Genomic DNA, 15,232 nt, shown 5'->3' with positions numbered 1-15,232 from the left:
GACTTTTGAGCGGATTTCGCGCGATCTTGCGGGCCTTCGAGCGCGCCGAGTGACTGCGAGGTCAGACGGTCTAAACAACGGGTTCAGGCTGCTGGGTTCGGCAGCTGGTTCAGCCGTTGGGCTGGGGTGTGCAGGTCAAGGGTAGGTCGGGGTCTCTTGTTGAGGGTGTCGGCGATCCGTTTGAGGTCTTCGGCGGTGTGCGCTGACTGTGGCGAACGACCAGGAAAGTGGGAGAGCAATCGACCTGTCGCCCACGACGCGCGCCATGTCAGCCGTCCGGGTCAACCGCCCGAGAGCGGCCCTTCGACGACGTCGGTGGTAGGTCCTCTCGTTCCAGGTCACGACCGCGAGTTGGGAAGTCACCCGGTCGCTGATGGAGTAGCCCACGATCCGGTTGCGGTTGACATCCTTGACCGCGCAGACGTAGAGCTTGCCCCTCACCGGTCCAGTGCTCGGTGATGTCGGTCAGCCACAGCTCGTTCGCACCGTCGGCGTTGAACTCGTGCCGCAACCGGCCCTTCTCGTCCACCACGGCGCACAGGTCGTCGTGAACGGGCGGCGCGGGCTTCTTCGCCGTGCCCTTGTTGGGCTTGCCGAAGCGCTCCACCAGCTTAGGTCCGAGCAGGTCTGCCACGCGGTCCGCTCGGCCACCGACTCACCGGCTTCACGGGCCTCGTCGGTAAAGAACCGGTAGCCGAACGCCGGATCGTCGCGGTAGGCGTCGAACAGCGCGTTGTCACGGTAACGCTGCTTGAGCTCGGCGGCGCTGACCGGCGACTGCAGCCAGCGGTAGCAGGGCTGGCGAGCGATCTTCAGCATCCGGTGAGCCACCGTGACGGGGATCTCGTCGACGGCCAGCTCGCGGATGCGCGGGTACATCGTTTTCCGGGAGGTTGGCCTGCGACAAATAGTCGGCCGCCCGGCGCAAAACCTCGTTCTGGCTTAGGGAGCCGGATGCGCGTTTTCAACCCGCGATTCTCGGTGTTCTCAGCCGCCGTCGTCCCGGGTCTCACGCCGTCCCCGACGTCGGCGGCCTTGAACCAGTTCGTCAGGCACGACTCGCTGATGTCGAAGTCGGCAGCGGACCGCTCGAGTTGGACGCCCGGCTCACGGTTCCTCGCAACACGAAGACCGTCGACGCGGGACTACTTGGCGTACGGCTTCGGCACAGTGCACATCTTTCCAGCGGCACCCTTCGGCACCACAGATCAGATGTCAGCTATCCGTGCAGCAGTCGCCCATAGCCGCTGAGGAGGTCCTCGATCTCGCCTGGGCCGATGTGGACTCGAGGCAGGTAGCGTCACGGTTCGCTAGTCACGGGTCGCGGTGAGTCGCTCGACTGACGTACGGCGGTGGATGCTCGGACCGCCCAAGTCAGCGGCGTCCAGAAGAACGATCAAGCCCGACCTGGTGTAGCCCGGCACGACGGCCGCTCTGCGAAACGAAAGTTGGCCTCGGTCACCGACCACCGGGCCAACCCTGAAGATCTCGTCGTCGTTGACGAGCCCGGTGAGCCGGCGAAGCCGCAGTGGTGCTCCGAGCGCTTTGCCGTGTTGCTCGCGCAGCCGGAGTCAGGGTTATAAGCCTGCACTCCACGCGGCACACCGTCACCTACCTCATGCACGATGCGGCGGTACCACCGGTGCGGGCGGCGGCGTTCCTCGGTCACACTCTCGCCGTACACCTCGCGGTCTACCTCTTCGCGCGCGAGGACGACGTGGAACTGGCGGGCGCTGCCCTCGGTCACGCCTTGAGGAGGGTGGCGTCGGCTCCCTGAACGCTGCAATCGTGAGCGAGATACAACAAGGCCCTCCTCAGCGTGACTTGAGGAGGGCTCGTCTGTGCTTCGAAGGACCGATCTACAGGTCACTGACCTGGAGGAACCCTGCCCCATGTTCCTGGTGTCCGAGGGGGGACTTGAACCCCCACGCCCTAATACGGGCACTAGCACCTCAAGCTAGCGCGTCTGCCAATTCCGCCACCCGGACGAGTGCGGGGAAACGTTAGCAAAGGACGCGTCCGGGGCCCGCATCGGGACGCCCTCCCGCGCGACCGGCGCGCCGGCCGGCTTGAACCCGCTGTGGGCGGCTGGTTCTGTGGGAGGGGTCCTGTCATCAATGGGAAGGCATCCCATGCTCACCCTGACCGAGAACGCCTGCACCATCGTCAAGCAGATCACCGACGCGCCCGACGCGCCGGAGTCGGCGGGCCTGCGCATCAGCGGCGCCCCCGACGGCTTCAGCCTCAGCGCCTCGCCCCAGCCCGAGGCCGGCGACCAGGTGGTCGAGCAGGACGGCGCGACCGTCTACATCGACTCGGGGGCCGCCGAGCTGGTGGACGCGATGGTCCGCGACGCCGGCGTCGACGACTCCGGCAACCTGCAGTTCGGCCTGCTCGCGCAGGCCTAGCCAGATCCGCCGCGGGCCGGGGTGAGCGATCTCACCCCGGCCCGCGCGGGTTTGCGGGAGGGGGTCCCGGTCCGATAGGCCTGATCGGCATGACCTCGGACCGACAACCCACCGCAACTCCCGAGCAAGCCCGCGAGGCCCGCCACACCCGCGACGTCGTACCCCACCCGGCGCTCGACGAGGCGCTCGAGAAGGTGCCGCCGAGCCGAGCGGGCCTCAACCCCTGGGTGTTCGGGGTGCCGGCACTGTTCGCGATCGCGTTCGTCGCCTGGGGCGTGATCAGCACGGACAGCCTCGGCACTGCGTCCAGCGAGGCGCTGACCTGGGTGATGCAGAACACCGGCTGGTTGTTCGTGCTGACCTCCAGCGGCTTCGTGGTGTTCGTCATCTGGCTGGCCGTCAGCCGGTACGGCGCCATCCCGCTCGGCCGCGACGACGAGGAGCCGGAGTTCCGGACCGCCTCGTGGGTCGCGATGATGTTCAGCGCCGGCATGGGCATCGGCCTCATGTTCTACGGGGTGGCCGAGCCGCTCGCGTTCTTCGTGGAGCCGCCGCCGGGCACCGGCGAGGCCGGCAACGAGGCTGCCGCCCAGACGGCGTTGGCCACCACGCTGTTCCACTGGACGCTGCACCCGTGGGCGATCTACGCCGTGGTCGGCCTGACCATCGCCTACGGCGTCTACCGCAAGGGGCGGGTCCAGCTGATCTCGGCGGCGTTCGAGTCGATCCTCGGTCGGCACGCCCACGGGCCGGCCGGCCATGTCATCGACATGCTGGCGATCTTCGCCACGCTGTTCGGCTCCGCCGCGTCGCTGGGTCTCGGCGCGCTCCAGATCACCAGCGGCCTGGAGATCGTCGGCGGGATCGGTGAGGTCGGCAACGGTGTCCTCGTCGGCATCATCGCGCTGCTCACCGCTGCGTTCGTCGTCTCGGCTGTCTCGGGCGTCGCTCGCGGCATCCAGTGGCTGTCCAACATCAACATGGTGCTCGCCGTGGTCCTCGCTGCCTTCGTCTTCGTGGTCGGCCCCACCGTGCTGATCCTGAACATGATCCCGACGGCCGTCGGCAGCTATGTCGCCGAGCTGCCCGAGATGGCGGCGCGCACGGGCGCCGAGGGCGCGGCGGTCAGCACCTGGCTGCAGAGCTGGACCGTCTTCTACTGGGCATGGTGGATCTCGTGGACGCCGTTCGTCGGCATGTTCATCGCCCGCATCTCGCGCGGCCGCACGATCCGCCAGTTCGTGGCGGGCGTGCTGCTGGTGCCGAGCGTGGTGAGCCTGGTCTGGTTCGCCGTCTTCGGCAGCACCGCGATCGACCAGCAGCGCGACGGCGCCGAGGTCTACGAGGCGGGCGGTGCCGAGGCGCAGCTGTTCGGTGTCCTGGAGCAACTGCCCCTGGCGACGATCGCGAGCGTCATCGTGATGCTGCTGGTCGCGATCTTCTTCGTCTCCGGGGCCGACGCGGCGTCGATCGTGATGAGCACCCTCTCCGAGCGAGGGAGCACCGACCCGCGGCGCACCACCGTGGTGTTCTGGGGTGTGGCGACCGGCTCGGTGGCAGCGGTGATGCTGCTCGTCGGCGGTGACGACGCGCTCAGCGGCCTGCAGAACATCACCATCGTGGCGGCGTTGCCGTTCGTGCTGGTCATGATCGCGCTCGCCGTCGCCCTCACGCGCGACCTGCGGCGCGACCCGCTCGTGGTCCGCGGCATCTACGCCAAGGAGGCCGTCGAGCAGGCGGTGATCGCCGGCGTGACGCAGCACGGCGACGACTTCGTGATCTCGGTCGAGAGAGACGAGAACGGGGCCTCGTAGCGGTTCTGGGAGGCTGGTCGCATGCAGCAGCTGCGGGTTGCCTTCGTGCCCGGTGTGACGCCCGACAAGTGGGCGCGCGTGTGGCGCGAGCGCAACCCGCAGACGCGGCTGGACCTGCGGCCCGTCGACGAGCGGCAGCAGCGGGAGGTCCTCGACCGCGGCGGCGCCGACATGGCGCTCGCCCGGCTGCCTGTGGACCTGGAGGTGCCGGCACCGCTGCACTGCGTCCGGCTGTACGACGAGGTGCCGGTCGTGGTCGCGGCGGTCGACCACTTCGTGGCGGCAGCGGACCCCGACCACCCGTTGTCCGTCGACGACCTCGCCGACGAGCAGCTGGTGCTGCCCGAGCGCTCCGGGTGGCGGCCCTCGACCGACCAGCTCGACTTCCCGCCGATGTCGGAGAAGGAGGCCATCGAGGTCGCCGCGTCGGGTGCCGGGATCGTCATCGTGCCGATGGCGGTCGCCCGGCTCCACCACCGCAAGGACGTCGTCCAGCGCCCGGTCGACCTGCCGCCCACGACGGTCGCCCTGATCTGGCTGCGCGACGCGGACAGCCCGGTGCACCAGGACTTCGTGGGCGTGGTGCGCGGCCGCCGGGCGCGGAGCAGTCGCTGACCGGTCAGCTCAGCTCGGCGCCGGCCCACTCCCCCAGCACCCGCGCGCTCCGGTCGACCAGGTCCACCCACTGCAGGGCGCCTTCGTCGGCGTTGTCGGAGACGTGCTTGACCAGCCGGCACGGCACGCCGAACTCCGCCGCGACGTAGGCCACCGCGTAGCCCTCCATGTCGACCAGCGCGGCCCGCTCGGCGAGCCGCGCCCGGACCGCCGGGTCGGTGACGAACACGTCGCCGCTGGCGAGGACCGTCGGCCCGCCGCCCACCGTGAGCTCGTCCCTGGGGTCGTAGCCGAGCGCCCGGAGCGCCGTGGCGCTGATGTCGTGGTTGAGCACGGTGCCCACCTCGTGGAGCCCCTCGACGCCGGTGCGCAGCGCTCCGGCGGTGCCGAGGTTGACGACGACCAGCCCCTCGAGCCCGTCGTACGACGCCAGGCGGCGCGCCAGCGCGGTGGCCGCGGCGGTCTTGCCGATGCCGGTGACCAGCACCTCGAGGTGGTCGGGCACGTGGGCGGCTTCGGCCGCGGTGGCGGCGACGATCAGGTGGCGCGGCACGGCCACAACCTAGCGAGGCGCGGACGCGGAGCGGCCCGCCACCTAGAGGTGACGGGCCGCTCGCGGTGCCGGCGTCGCTACTTCAGCTCGGCGCTGGTGAGGTTCAGCACCCGGCGCGCCACGATCAGCTGCTGGATCTGCTGGGTGCCCTCGAAGATGTCCAGGATCTTCGAGTCGCGGGCCCACTTCTCCACCAGCTCGCTCTCGGAGTAGCCGACGGAGGCGCACAGCTCGACGCAGGACAGCGTCACGTCGGAGCCCACGCGACCGGCCTTCGCCTTCGCCATGGAGGCCTCGAGCGAGTTGGGCTTGCGGTTGTCGGCCATCCACGCCGCCTGGAGGGTGAGCAGCCGGGCGCCCTCCCAGTCGGCCTCGAGCTGGAGGAACTTCGCCGCCGCGGCGTGCTGCAGGTAGGCCGGGCGGTCGTAGTCGATCTCCACGCCGGCCTGCTTGAGCAGGTCGCGGGTCAGGTCCAGCGACGCGCGGGCGCAGCCGATGGCCATCGCCGCGACGAGCGGGCGGGTGTTGTCGAAGGTCGCCATGGCTCCGGCGAAGCCCTGCTCGACGTTGACCTCCGGCGACCCGAGCAGGTTCTCCTTGGGCACCCGGCAGTCGGTGAACGTGATCACCGCGGTGTCGGAGGCCCGGATGCCGAGCTTCTCCTCCAGCCGCTCGACCTTCATGCCCGGCGTGCCCTTCTCGACCACGAACGACTTGATCGCCGCGCGGCCGAGCGACTTGTCCAGCGTCGCCCACACGACGACGCAGTCGGAGCGCTCGCCCGCGGTGACGAAGATCTTCTCCCCGTTGATGACGTAGTGGTCGCCGTCGAGCACGGCCGTGGTGGACACCGCCGCCGAGTCCGAGCCGAACCCGGGCTCGGTGATCGCCATCGACGCCCACCGCCCGTTGAACCGCGCCAGCTGCTCGTCGTTGGCGACCGAGGCGATGGCGGAGTTGCCGAGACCCTGCCGCGGCATCGAGAGCAGGAGGCCGACGTCGCCCCAGCACATCTCGGCGATCGAGGTCACCGAGGCCATGTTGGCGCCGTTCTTGACCGACCCGTCGTCCTCCCGGGTGTCGCGGCGGACGCCGGCGGCGCCGGCTCCCTCGCTCGCACCCGACTCGGCGAGGCCGTCGATCATCGCGGCGAGCATGTCGAGCTCTTCGGGGTACTCGTGCTCCGCGACGTCGTACTTGCGGGAGATCGGCCGGAGCATGTTCATCGCGACCTGGTGGGCCTGGTCGATGAGTGTCCGGTGCTTCTTGGGAATCTCGAGGTTGATGGCCATCAGACCAGCACCGTCCCTTCCATGATGCCGATGGCGCGCAGGTCGCGGTACCACCGTTCGACGGGGTGCTCCTTGACGAAGCCGTGGCCACCGAGCAGCTGGACGCCGTCGTTGCCGATCTGCATCCCCTTCTCGGCGCAGATCTTCCGGGCGAGGGCGACCTGCTTGGAGAAGTCCTTGCCCGCCGCCGCACGTGCCGCGGCACGGTAGGTGACCAGGCGCATCGCCTGCAGCTCGATGGCGATGTTGGCCACCATGAAGGCGACCGACTGGCGGTGGGCGATCGGCTCGCCGAACGCCTCCCGCTCCTTGACGTACGGCGTCACGTAGTCGAGGACGGCCTGGGCCGTGCCGAGCGACAGCGCGCACCACGCCAGCCGCGACAGGCGGACGCACTCGCGGTAGGTGGTGCCGTCGGTCTCCCCCAGCACCGCCTCGGCAGGCACGGTGACGTCCTCGAGGAGCAGCCGGGTCATCGACGCCGCCCGGACCCCCATCGCGGGGTCGCCCTCGATGCTGAGCCCCTCGGTGGAGGACTCGACGAGGAACAGGACCGGCTGGCCGTCGAGCTGGGCGCCGACCACGAACAGCTCCGCGGTGTCGCCGCGCGCGACCAGGCTCTTGACGCCGTTGAGCACGTAGCCGTCCCCGCTCCGGGTGGCCGTGGTGGACGGCTCGAGCACGTCGAAGAGGACGGTCGGCTCGTTGAGCGCCAGCGCGGCGGCAGGGACCTCGTCGCCGGTGAAGGCGGGGAGGTAGGTCTGCTGCTGCTGGTCGGTGCCCCAGAGACCGATCGCGGTGGCCACCGACCCGGGCGCGAGCGTCGCGACGGCGAGCCCCATGTCGCCCTTGGCGAGCGCCTCGGCCACGAGGGTGCCGGCCATCGCGGAGCGCTCCTCGGAGATGCCGCCGAGGGACTCGGGCAGGCCCAGGATCGGCAGGCCGATCTCGAGGCTGGACTTGAGCACGTCGTCAGGAGCGGCACACGCGGTGTCCGCCGCGGCCGCGGCGGGCCGCACGACCTCCGTGGCGAAGTCCGTGACGACGTCGACGAGCATCTGCTCGTCCTCGGTCGGCGTCAGGTCGAAGACGTTGCTCGCGGGAGCCTTGGCCGGCCGGGCGCCCGGCTGCCCCTTCTTGCCGGCCTTGGCGAAGGTCCGGCTGGCGTTGGTCATCGTCTTGAACCCGGTGCGGGTCACGTTGAAGACGACCTGCTCGGTCTGCTTGCGCAGCCCGACCTTGTCGAGGAGGTCGCTCTGGGCGAGCCGGTTGAGCCCGGCGACGAGGTAGCCGATGGGATCGCGGCTCTCGGTGCTCGGGACCCCGTGCTTGCCGCCCGGCTTGAGGTTGCTGATCAGGGACATGGGCCAAATGTAACTGCGAGTTACACATCGCGCTACAGGTGCGTCCGGATTTGCGGGGCCGGGTGCGGCACGTCACATCCGGCGGCCTATGCTCACCGCCATGGCCAGCGGCAACCAGGACCCCGAGGACGTCGTCGCCCCCCACGGTCCGCTCCCGCGCGGCGGCCGCGTGCGGCCGATGACCCGGTGGGGAACGCCGGTCATGCACCGCCCGCAGCAGCCGGTCACCGTCTTCGACGAGGCGCTGCGCGAGCTCGCCGCGGACATGGTCGCCACGATGTACGCCGCCGACGGGGTCGGCCTGGCCGCGTGCCAGATCGGCGAGGACGTCGCGATGTTCGTCTTCGACTGCCCCGACGCCGCCGGCCGCAGGGTGGTCGGCGTGGTGTGCAATCCGACCCTCTCCCTGCCCGAGGGCCGGGACCGTCAGCTCGACGACAGCCCCGAGGGCTGTCTCTCCTTCCCCGGCGCCTTCGTCGACTGCGCTCGCCCCGACTACGCGGTGGTCCACGGCCAGGGCCTCGACGGCGAGCCGGTCCGCTTCGAGGGCGACGGGATGCTCGCCAAGTGCCTGCAGCACGAGACCGACCACACCATGGGCACCGTGTTCGGCGACCGGATCTCGGCGAAGGCGATGAAGAAGCTGCGCAAGCAGCACGAGGCCGCGGCCGACGAGTACCCGCCCGACTGGCCGACCTGACACGCCTGACCGGCCTGACGCGCTTGACCGGCTGCCGGCTCAGCGGCGCGCGGTGACGTAGCAGGCGACGGCCGTGGCGGCGGCGACGTTGAGCGAGTCGATCCCCGCGGTCATCGGGATGACGGCCCGCACGTCGGCCGCCTGCTCCCAGCGCTCCGAGAGCCCGTGGCCCTCGGAGCCGAGCACGAGCGCGACCTTGTCGAGGCCGCCGACCGCGTCGTCGATCGGCACGGCGTCGTCGGCCAGGGTCAGCGCCACCGTGGTGAAGCCCGCCGCGGTGAGCGCCGGAAGGGCGCCGCACCAGTCGGGCAGGCGGGTCCACGGCAGGTTGAAGACCGCGCCCATGGCCACCTTGATGGAGCGCCGGTAGAGCGGGTCCGCGCAGCGTGGAGCGAGCAGCACGGCGTCGAAGCCCAGGGCCGCGCCCGAGCGGAAGATGGCACCCACGTTGGTGTGGTCGACGATGTCCTCGAGCACCAGGACCGACCGCGCGCCGGCGAGGACCTCGTCGACCGACGGCAGCGGCCGGCGTCGGAGGGAGGCCAGCGCGCCGCGGTGGACGTGGAAGCCGGTCACCTCCTCGGCGAGGGCCTCGGACACCACGAAGCAGGGCGCGTCGGAGCGCTCGAGCACGTCGGAGAGGCCGGCGAGCCACCGAGGCGCCATCAGGAACGACCGCGGGGCGTAGCCGCCCTCCACCGCGCGGCGCACCACCTTCTCGCCCTCGGCGAGGAACAGGCCGTGCTCGGCCTCGAGGTGCTTGCGCAGCTCGACGTCGCGGAGGTCGCGGTAGTCGGCCAGCCGCGGGTCGGTGGCGGAGTGGACCTCGACCAGCTCCGCCACGATCAGCCCTCCATCGGCGGGTAGGCCTCGGGGTGGGCGACGCGCACGACCTCGCCGATCACGATGATGGCCGGCGGCTTGACGCCCTCCTCGTGCAGGCGGCCCGCGAGCGTGCCGAGCGTGGCGAGCACGGTGCGCTGCGTCGGCATCGTCCCGTCGCACACCACGGCGACCGGCGTGTCCTCCGGCCTCCCGCCGGCCACGAGCGCGTCGGCGATGCTCGGGGCGTTCTCGACCCCCATCATCACCACGACCGTGCCGCGGAGCCGGGCCAGCGCGTCGTAGTCGGTCAGCGACTCCGGGTGCCCCGGGGGCAGGTGGCCGGAGACCACGCTGAACTCGTGGGCCACGCCGCGGTGGGTGACCGGGATGCCGGCGACCGCGGGAACCGACACCGGAGACGTGAGACCCGGGATCACGGTGACCGCGACGCCTGCCTCCCGGCAGGCGATGACCTCCTCGTAGCCCCGCCCGAAGACGAAGTTGTCGCCGCCCTTGAACCGGACCACCCGCTTCCCGGCGAGGGCCCGGTCGACGATCACCCGGTTGATCTCCTCCTGCTGCGCGGACCGGCCGCGGGGCAGCTTGGCGACGTCGACGAGCTCGACGTCGTGGGACAGCTCGCTGAGGAGCTCCCGCGGCGCGAGCCGGTCGGCGACCACGACGTCGGCCTCCGCCAGGGCCTTGCGACCGGCGATCGAGATCAGCTCGGGGTCGCCCGGGCCACCGCCCACCAGCACGACGCCGGGCACCCGGTCGCGGTGGTGGGGGGCGGCGATGGTGCCCTCGCGGAGCGCCTCGACGATCTCGTCGCGGACCTGGGCCGAGCGCTGCGGGTCCCGGTTGCCGAGCACCGCGACGGTCAGGCCCGCGTGGCGACCCACGGCCGGTGTCCAGGCGGTCCCGACGGTGCCGTCGTCGGAGCGCACGCAGAAGATCCGCTGGTCCTCGCAAAGGGCGCTGACGTGATCGTTGACCGCGCGGTCGTCGGTCACCGCGACGACGTACCAGGCGCCGTCGAGGTCGCCGTCCTCGAACGCCCTCCGGTGCCAGGTGATCTCCCCTGACCCGACGAGCCCCTCGATCGCCGGCGACACCTCCGGGGAAACCACGTGCACGTCGGCGCCGACGGCGATCAGGTGCGGCACCCGCCGCTGCGCGACGTGCCCGCCGCCGACGACGAGGACACGGCGCCCGGCGAGCCTGAGGCCGGAGGGGTACGGCGGGAAGTCACTCACGGGCGCCATTCTCCCGGGACCGCCGCGACGGCCGGTGACATGGGTTCAGGGGGCGGACTAACTTCGTGGCATGAGTCTCGATCGCCCCGTCACCCCGGACCCCTATCCCCTGCTCCCCGCCGCCGCGTCGTTCCGCGTCACCAGCAGCGACGTCACCGACGGGTCCGCCCTGAAGGACGACCAGGTCTACGACAAGGGCAACACCTCGCCCGAGCTCAGCTGGGAGCCCGGCCCCGAGGGCACCCAGAGCTACGTCGTCACCTGCTTCGACCCCGACGCGCCGGTGGTCAGCGGCTTCTGGCACTGGGTCGTGGTGGACGTCCCGGCGGACGTGACGTCGCTGCCCGCGGGCGCGGGCGCGTCGGACGAGAACCTCCCCCAGGGTGCCTTCCACGTCCGCAACGACTTCGGCGAGCGCGCCTACGCCGGTGCCGCACCGCCGGAGGGCGACCAGGTGCACCGCTACTTCTTCGTGGTGCACGCGGTCAAGGAGCCCACGCTGGGCGTGGATGCGTCGGCGACGCCGGCTGTCGTCGGCTTCAACCTGGCGTTCAAGACGCTGGGCCGCGCGATCCTGAGCGGCACCTACCAGCACTGAGCCGGGCGGAGGGGCGGTGGCTCAGCGGACGGAGTCGCCGCCGGCCTCCCGCAGCAGCTGCTCGAACGGCGTGGGCTGGGCGAGCTCCTCGTCGGCGGACCGCTGTCGGGCGGGCCGGGCCACCGCCGGCTGACCGGAGCAGCCCAGCAGGGCGGCGAGCTCGGTGGCGGCGCGGTCGGCTCGCTTCCGGAGCCCGCCGTCGACACCGCCACCGCCGAAGTCCTCGCTCGCGGCGAAGATCCCGGTCGGGACGACGAGCGCGCGCAGGTAGGAGAACAGCGGCCGGAGGGCGTGGTCGAGGACCAAGCTGTGCCGGGCGGTGCCCGCCGTGGCCCCGACGAGCACCGGCTTCCCCTCCAGCGCGCCGAGCTGGAGGACGTCGAAGAACGTCTTGAACAGCCCGGAGTAGGAGCCGGAGAAGACGGGCGTCACCACGACCAGCGCGTCGGCACTCGAGACGCGGTCGATCGCCTCGGCCAGGTCGCCCGCAGGGAACCCGGTCAGCAGGTTGTCGGCCAGGGCGTGCGCCAGCGGCCGGAGCTCGACGTAGTCGACCGCCACCTCCTCGCCGCGGGCGGAGACCGCTCGCTCGACGGCCTCGCCGAGCACGTCGGCGAGCAGCCGGGTCGACGACGGGACCGACAGCCCCGCGGAGATGACGACGATCGAGCGGGTCCTGGTCACAGCTCTCCCTCGAGGACGCGGGCGACCTCGGGGTCGTCGAGGTCGCGGTCGGTGGTGCCGGTGGCCGAGTCGCCACCGACGTAGACGGTGGAGTCCTTCGCGCCGCCCGCCGCGGCGACGAGGGACGCGTGCGTCGGCGCGTCGGGGACGTGCGCCGGACGACCCTCCGCGAAGCCCTTCCGCAGGTCGGGGAGGATCTCGCCGAGCAGGTCGAGCTGCTCGAGCACGGTCTTGAGCGGCAGCCCGGCGTGGTCGACCAGGAAGAGCTGACGCTGGTAGTGCCCGGCGTACTCCCGGAACGACAGGGTGCGCTCCAGCACCTGCTGCGGCGACCCGACGGTCAGCGGCGTCTGCTCGGTGAAGTCCTCCAGCGAGGGGCCGTGGCCGTAGACCGGGGCGTTGTCGAAGTAGGGCCGGAACTCGCGCCACGCGTCCTGGCTGTTGGGCCGCATGAAGAACTGTCCGCCGAGCCCGACGATCGCCTCGTCGGCGGAGCCGTGGCCGTAGTGCTCGAACCGCTGGCGGTACAGCCGCACCATCTGCGCGGTGTGGGACGCCGGCCAGAAGATGTGGTTGTGGAAGAAGCCGTCGCCGTAGTACGCCGCCTGCTCGGCGATCTCCGGGCTGCGGATCGAGCCGTGCCAGACGAAGGGAGGCACGCCGTCCAGCGGCCGCGGCGTGGACGTGTAGCCCTGCAGCGGCGTGCGGAAGCGGCCCTCCCAGTTCACGACGTCCTCGGTCCAGAGCCGGCGGAGGAGGGCGTAGTTCTCGATGGCGAGGTTGATCCCTTGGCGGATGTCCTTGCCGAACCAGGGGTAGACCGGTCCGGTGTTGCCGCGCCCCATCATCAGGTCGACGCGGCCGTCGGTGAGGTGCTGGATCTTGGCGTAGTCCTCGGCGATGAGCACCGGGTCGGTCGTCGTGATCAGCGTGGTCGCCGTGGAGAGGATGATCCGCTCGGTCTGCGCACCGATGTAGGCCAGGGTGGCCGTGGGGTTGGAGGCGATGAACGGCGGGTTGTGGTGCTCGCCTGTCGCGAAGACGTCGAGGCCGATCTCCTCCGCCTTGCGAGCGATGGCCACGGTCGCCTTGATCCGCTCGTGCTCGGTCGGCGTCCGTCCCGTGGTCGGGTCCGGCGTGACGTCGCCGACGGTGAAGATGCCGATCTGCATGTCCGCTCCTGTGCGTCCGTATGGGGTGCGCTTCCTGTCACCGGGAAAACGGGTGACATGTCAACTATATTCCGGTCGACCGCCCGAGGATCAGCACCGCACGGTCGTCGTCCCCGCGCGGGACCAGGTCGATGATCCGCTTGGCCGCCCCCGGCCAGCCGTCGGTCACCGCCGCCTGCGCCGTGCGCCGCAGCCAGTTGATGCCGTCGTCGATGTCCTGCCCCCGCGACTCCACCACGCCGTCGGTGTAGAAGAGCAGCGCCTGGCCCTGGTCGAGCACACCGCGGCTCTCCTCGAAGGCGGGCGTCTCGCTCACGCCCAGCGCCGTCCCGCGCGCGTTGTCGACGTCCCACGAGGCCCGCGCCCGGTCCCACCGCAGCGCCGGCGGGTGACCGGCGCTGCGGATCAGGTACTCCCCCGTGGCCAGGTCGACCACCACCTGGACGGCGGTCGCGAAGCTCTCGTCGGACGGCTGGCGCAGCAGGTAGTCGTTGGCGCCCGCCAGCAGCCGCTCGGCCGGGACCGCGACGATCAGGCTCTCGAGGGCGCCGGCGAACTGCAGAGCGGCCGGGACGGCCGTCGCGCCGCTGCCGCAGACGTCGACCAGCACCATCTGGAGGACCTCCGAGTCGAGCTCGGCGACGATGAAGTCGCCGCCGTAGTTGAACCCCTCGGCGGAGAGCATCGCCGACTGCTGGTGCCAGCCGGCGGGGAGTGCCGGCACCTTGCCGCGCTCCTGCAGCCGGTCGCGCATGTGGGCGAGCAGTGCGTCGCCGGTCCGGTCCGCCTGGCCGCCGACCGGATGGTCGGTGGGCTGTTCCTGGGGATACCGGTCCACCTGGTCAGCCTACGCAGGTACCCTGTGTGCAGGGCCCGGTCCGGTCAACCCCCCTTGGCCGGACCGGGTCCGCCCATGTGTGGGGCGCGGTGGCAGACTCCCCCCGTGAGCGATCAGTCCACGCAGCGGCAGACCCGCCCCGACGCGGCCACCGGCGAGGTCGTCACCGACGTCCTGGGCGAGCCGTGGCTGGCCGAGACCATCGCCCTGGAGCCGGACTTCGAGGGCGAGGTCGTCGCGACGCTGGTGAGCCGCGTTACCGACGCGCCCAGCGAGCGGGCCACGCTCCACGTCCACGGGTTCTCCGACTACTTCTTCCAGGCCGAGTACGGCGAGTGGTGGGTCGAGCACGGCCACGACATGTACGCGCTGGACCTGCGCAAGTACGGCCGCTCGATCCGGCCGCACCAGTCGGCCACCTACGTCGCCGACCTCGACGAGTACTTCGCGGAGCTCGACGAGGCGTGGGAGCGGATCACCCGGCGCGACGGGCACCGCAAGGTGGTGGTCTCCGCGCACTCCACCGGCGGGCTGATCGTCTCCCTGTGGGCCGACGCGCGGAAGCCCGCAGAGCTGGCCGGGCTGGTGCTGAACTCCCCCTGGCTCGACCTCCAGGGCAAGGCCTGGATGCGGTCGCCCGCGGCGACCGCCGTGATCGACCGGGTCGGGCGCCGCCAGCCGATGCGGGAGCTCCCGCGGGAGGTGCACGGCTTCTACACGCGCAGCCTGCACCGCGAGCACGAGGGCGAGTGGGAGTTCGACCTGGCGTGGAAGCCGGTCGGCTCCTTCCCGGTGCGCTTCGGCTGGCTGCGCGCGATCCGGATCGGGCACCGCCGGCTGCAGGCGGGGCTCGACGTGCCCGCCCCCGTGCTGGTGCTCTCCTCCGACCGCAGCAGCGCGCCGACCGAGATGTGCGACGACGTCGGCTGCACCGACATCGTCCTGGACGTCCGTCAGATCCGCCGCTGGGCGACCGCGATCGGCAAGCACGTCACCTACGTCGCGGTTCCCGGCGCCGTCCACGACGTGGTGCTCTCGCGCGGCGAGGCGCGGCGTCGGGCGTACCTCGAGCTCGAGCGGTGGCTGGCGTCGTACGTCGCCTAGCCGCGGCTG

15 protein-coding genes, 1 tRNA gene and 2 pseudogenes are annotated in these 15,232 nt (G+C 71.2%); 6 read left to right on the top strand and 12 right to left on the bottom strand.

Features of this window, described 5'->3' with window-relative positions:
* Positions 1–83: 83 nt before the first annotated feature.
* From ACPOLA_RS02070 to ACPOLA_RS02055, 4 genes and pseudogenes are all read right to left on the bottom strand, one after another.
* Positions 84–248: pseudogene (locus tag ACPOLA_RS02070) on the bottom strand (IS30 family transposase); the annotation flags it as partial.
* Between the two features lie 31 nt (positions 249–279).
* Positions 280–580: pseudogene (locus ACPOLA_RS02065) on the bottom strand (hypothetical protein); the annotation flags it as partial.
* Positions 466–879: a hypothetical protein gene (locus tag ACPOLA_RS02060; protein WP_435768767.1), complete on the bottom strand. Its 414-nt coding sequence runs from the start codon at positions 877–879 to the stop codon at positions 466–468. The pseudogene ACPOLA_RS02065 and the gene ACPOLA_RS02060, both read right to left, overlap by 115 nt.
* A gap of 1,020 nt (positions 880–1,899) precedes the next feature.
* Positions 1,900–1,988: transfer RNA gene (locus ACPOLA_RS02055), tRNA-Leu, on the bottom strand.
* A 144-nt stretch (positions 1,989–2,132) separates the two neighbouring features.
* On the opposite strand from ACPOLA_RS02055, the gene ACPOLA_RS02050 reads away from it, so the two are divergent.
* The 3 genes from ACPOLA_RS02050 to ACPOLA_RS02040 all read left to right on the top strand — a co-directional run bounded on the left by ACPOLA_RS02050 (position 2,133) and on the right by ACPOLA_RS02040 (position 4,837).
* On the top strand, positions 2,133–2,408 hold the full coding sequence (locus ACPOLA_RS02050; RefSeq protein WP_435768725.1) for a Fe-S cluster assembly protein HesB: 276 nt from the start codon (positions 2,133–2,135) through the stop codon (positions 2,406–2,408).
* 89 nt (positions 2,409–2,497) lie between these two features.
* Entirely contained in the window at positions 2,498–4,222 is a 1,725-nt protein-coding gene (locus tag ACPOLA_RS02045; protein WP_435768724.1) for a BCCT family transporter, read from the top strand.
* A gap of 21 nt (positions 4,223–4,243) precedes the next feature.
* Positions 4,244–4,837: a LysR substrate-binding domain-containing protein gene (locus tag ACPOLA_RS02040; RefSeq protein WP_435768723.1), complete on the top strand. Its 594-nt coding sequence runs from the start codon at positions 4,244–4,246 to the stop codon at positions 4,835–4,837.
* Between the two features lie 4 nt (positions 4,838–4,841).
* Here ACPOLA_RS02040 and ACPOLA_RS02035 read toward each other — a convergent pair whose 3' ends face one another.
* The 3 genes from ACPOLA_RS02035 to ACPOLA_RS02025 all read right to left on the bottom strand — a co-directional run bounded on the left by ACPOLA_RS02035 (position 4,842) and on the right by ACPOLA_RS02025 (position 8,046).
* Entirely contained in the window at positions 4,842–5,390 is a 549-nt protein-coding gene (locus ACPOLA_RS02035; RefSeq protein WP_435768721.1) for a nucleosidase, read from the bottom strand.
* 77 nt (positions 5,391–5,467) lie between these two features.
* Positions 5,468–6,682 (bottom strand): acyl-CoA dehydrogenase family protein, encoded by a 1,215-nt coding sequence (locus tag ACPOLA_RS02030; protein WP_435768719.1) that lies wholly within the window; start codon positions 6,680–6,682, stop codon positions 5,468–5,470.
* Positions 6,682–8,046, bottom strand: a complete 1,365-nt coding sequence (locus ACPOLA_RS02025; RefSeq protein ID WP_435768718.1) for an acyl-CoA dehydrogenase family protein — start codon at positions 8,044–8,046, stop codon at positions 6,682–6,684. Before ACPOLA_RS02025 ends, ACPOLA_RS02030 begins: the two co-directional genes overlap by 1 nt.
* Before the next feature lie 100 nt (positions 8,047–8,146).
* On the opposite strand from ACPOLA_RS02025, the gene def reads away from it, so the two are divergent.
* On the top strand, positions 8,147–8,746 hold the full coding sequence (def, locus tag ACPOLA_RS02020) for a peptide deformylase (protein WP_435768716.1): 600 nt from the start codon (positions 8,147–8,149) through the stop codon (positions 8,744–8,746).
* A 39-nt stretch (positions 8,747–8,785) separates the two neighbouring features.
* Here def and ACPOLA_RS02015 read toward each other — a convergent pair whose 3' ends face one another.
* Both ACPOLA_RS02015 and cobA read right to left on the bottom strand, forming a co-directional pair.
* Positions 8,786–9,589 (bottom strand): TrmH family RNA methyltransferase, encoded by an 804-nt coding sequence (locus ACPOLA_RS02015; RefSeq protein ID WP_435768715.1) that lies wholly within the window; start codon positions 9,587–9,589, stop codon positions 8,786–8,788.
* Between the two features lie 2 nt (positions 9,590–9,591).
* Positions 9,592–10,827, bottom strand: coding sequence for a uroporphyrinogen-III C-methyltransferase (cobA, locus tag ACPOLA_RS02010; protein ID WP_435768713.1), 1,236 nt, complete (start codon positions 10,825–10,827; stop codon positions 9,592–9,594).
* A 70-nt stretch (positions 10,828–10,897) separates the two neighbouring features.
* Between cobA and ACPOLA_RS02005 the strand changes: the two genes are divergently transcribed.
* Positions 10,898–11,425: a YbhB/YbcL family Raf kinase inhibitor-like protein gene (locus tag ACPOLA_RS02005; protein WP_435768711.1), complete on the top strand. Its 528-nt coding sequence runs from the start codon at positions 10,898–10,900 to the stop codon at positions 11,423–11,425.
* A 21-nt stretch (positions 11,426–11,446) separates the two neighbouring features.
* Here the strand turns inward: ACPOLA_RS02005 and ACPOLA_RS02000 are convergent, their stop codons facing one another.
* The 3 genes from ACPOLA_RS02000 to ACPOLA_RS01990 form a co-directional block, all read right to left on the bottom strand.
* Positions 11,447–12,109 carry an FMN reductase gene (locus ACPOLA_RS02000; protein WP_435768710.1) on the bottom strand — a complete coding sequence of 221 codons (663 nt, stop codon included), beginning with the start codon at positions 12,107–12,109 and terminating at the stop codon, positions 11,447–11,449.
* Entirely contained in the window at positions 12,106–13,281 is a 1,176-nt protein-coding gene (locus tag ACPOLA_RS01995) for an LLM class flavin-dependent oxidoreductase (RefSeq protein WP_435768708.1), read from the bottom strand. The genes ACPOLA_RS02000 and ACPOLA_RS01995 overlap by 4 nt, the downstream gene beginning before the upstream one ends.
* Before the next feature lie 64 nt (positions 13,282–13,345).
* On the bottom strand, positions 13,346–14,119 hold the full coding sequence (locus ACPOLA_RS01990; RefSeq protein ID WP_435768707.1) for a PP2C family protein-serine/threonine phosphatase: 774 nt from the start codon (positions 14,117–14,119) through the stop codon (positions 13,346–13,348).
* 105 nt (positions 14,120–14,224) lie between these two features.
* Here ACPOLA_RS01990 and ACPOLA_RS01985 point away from each other — a divergent pair, with 105 nt between their 5' ends.
* Positions 14,225–15,223, top strand: coding sequence for an alpha/beta hydrolase (locus ACPOLA_RS01985; protein WP_435768705.1), 999 nt, complete (start codon positions 14,225–14,227; stop codon positions 15,221–15,223).
* Positions 15,224–15,232 lie beyond the last annotated feature (9 nt).

The sequence above is a fragment of the Nocardioides proteolyticus genome (assembly GCF_051280635.3).
In the GTDB taxonomy this organism is placed as follows: Bacteria; Actinomycetota; Actinomycetes; order Propionibacteriales; family Nocardioidaceae; genus Nocardioides.
This window is presented reverse-complemented; position numbering and strand designations above follow the sequence as displayed.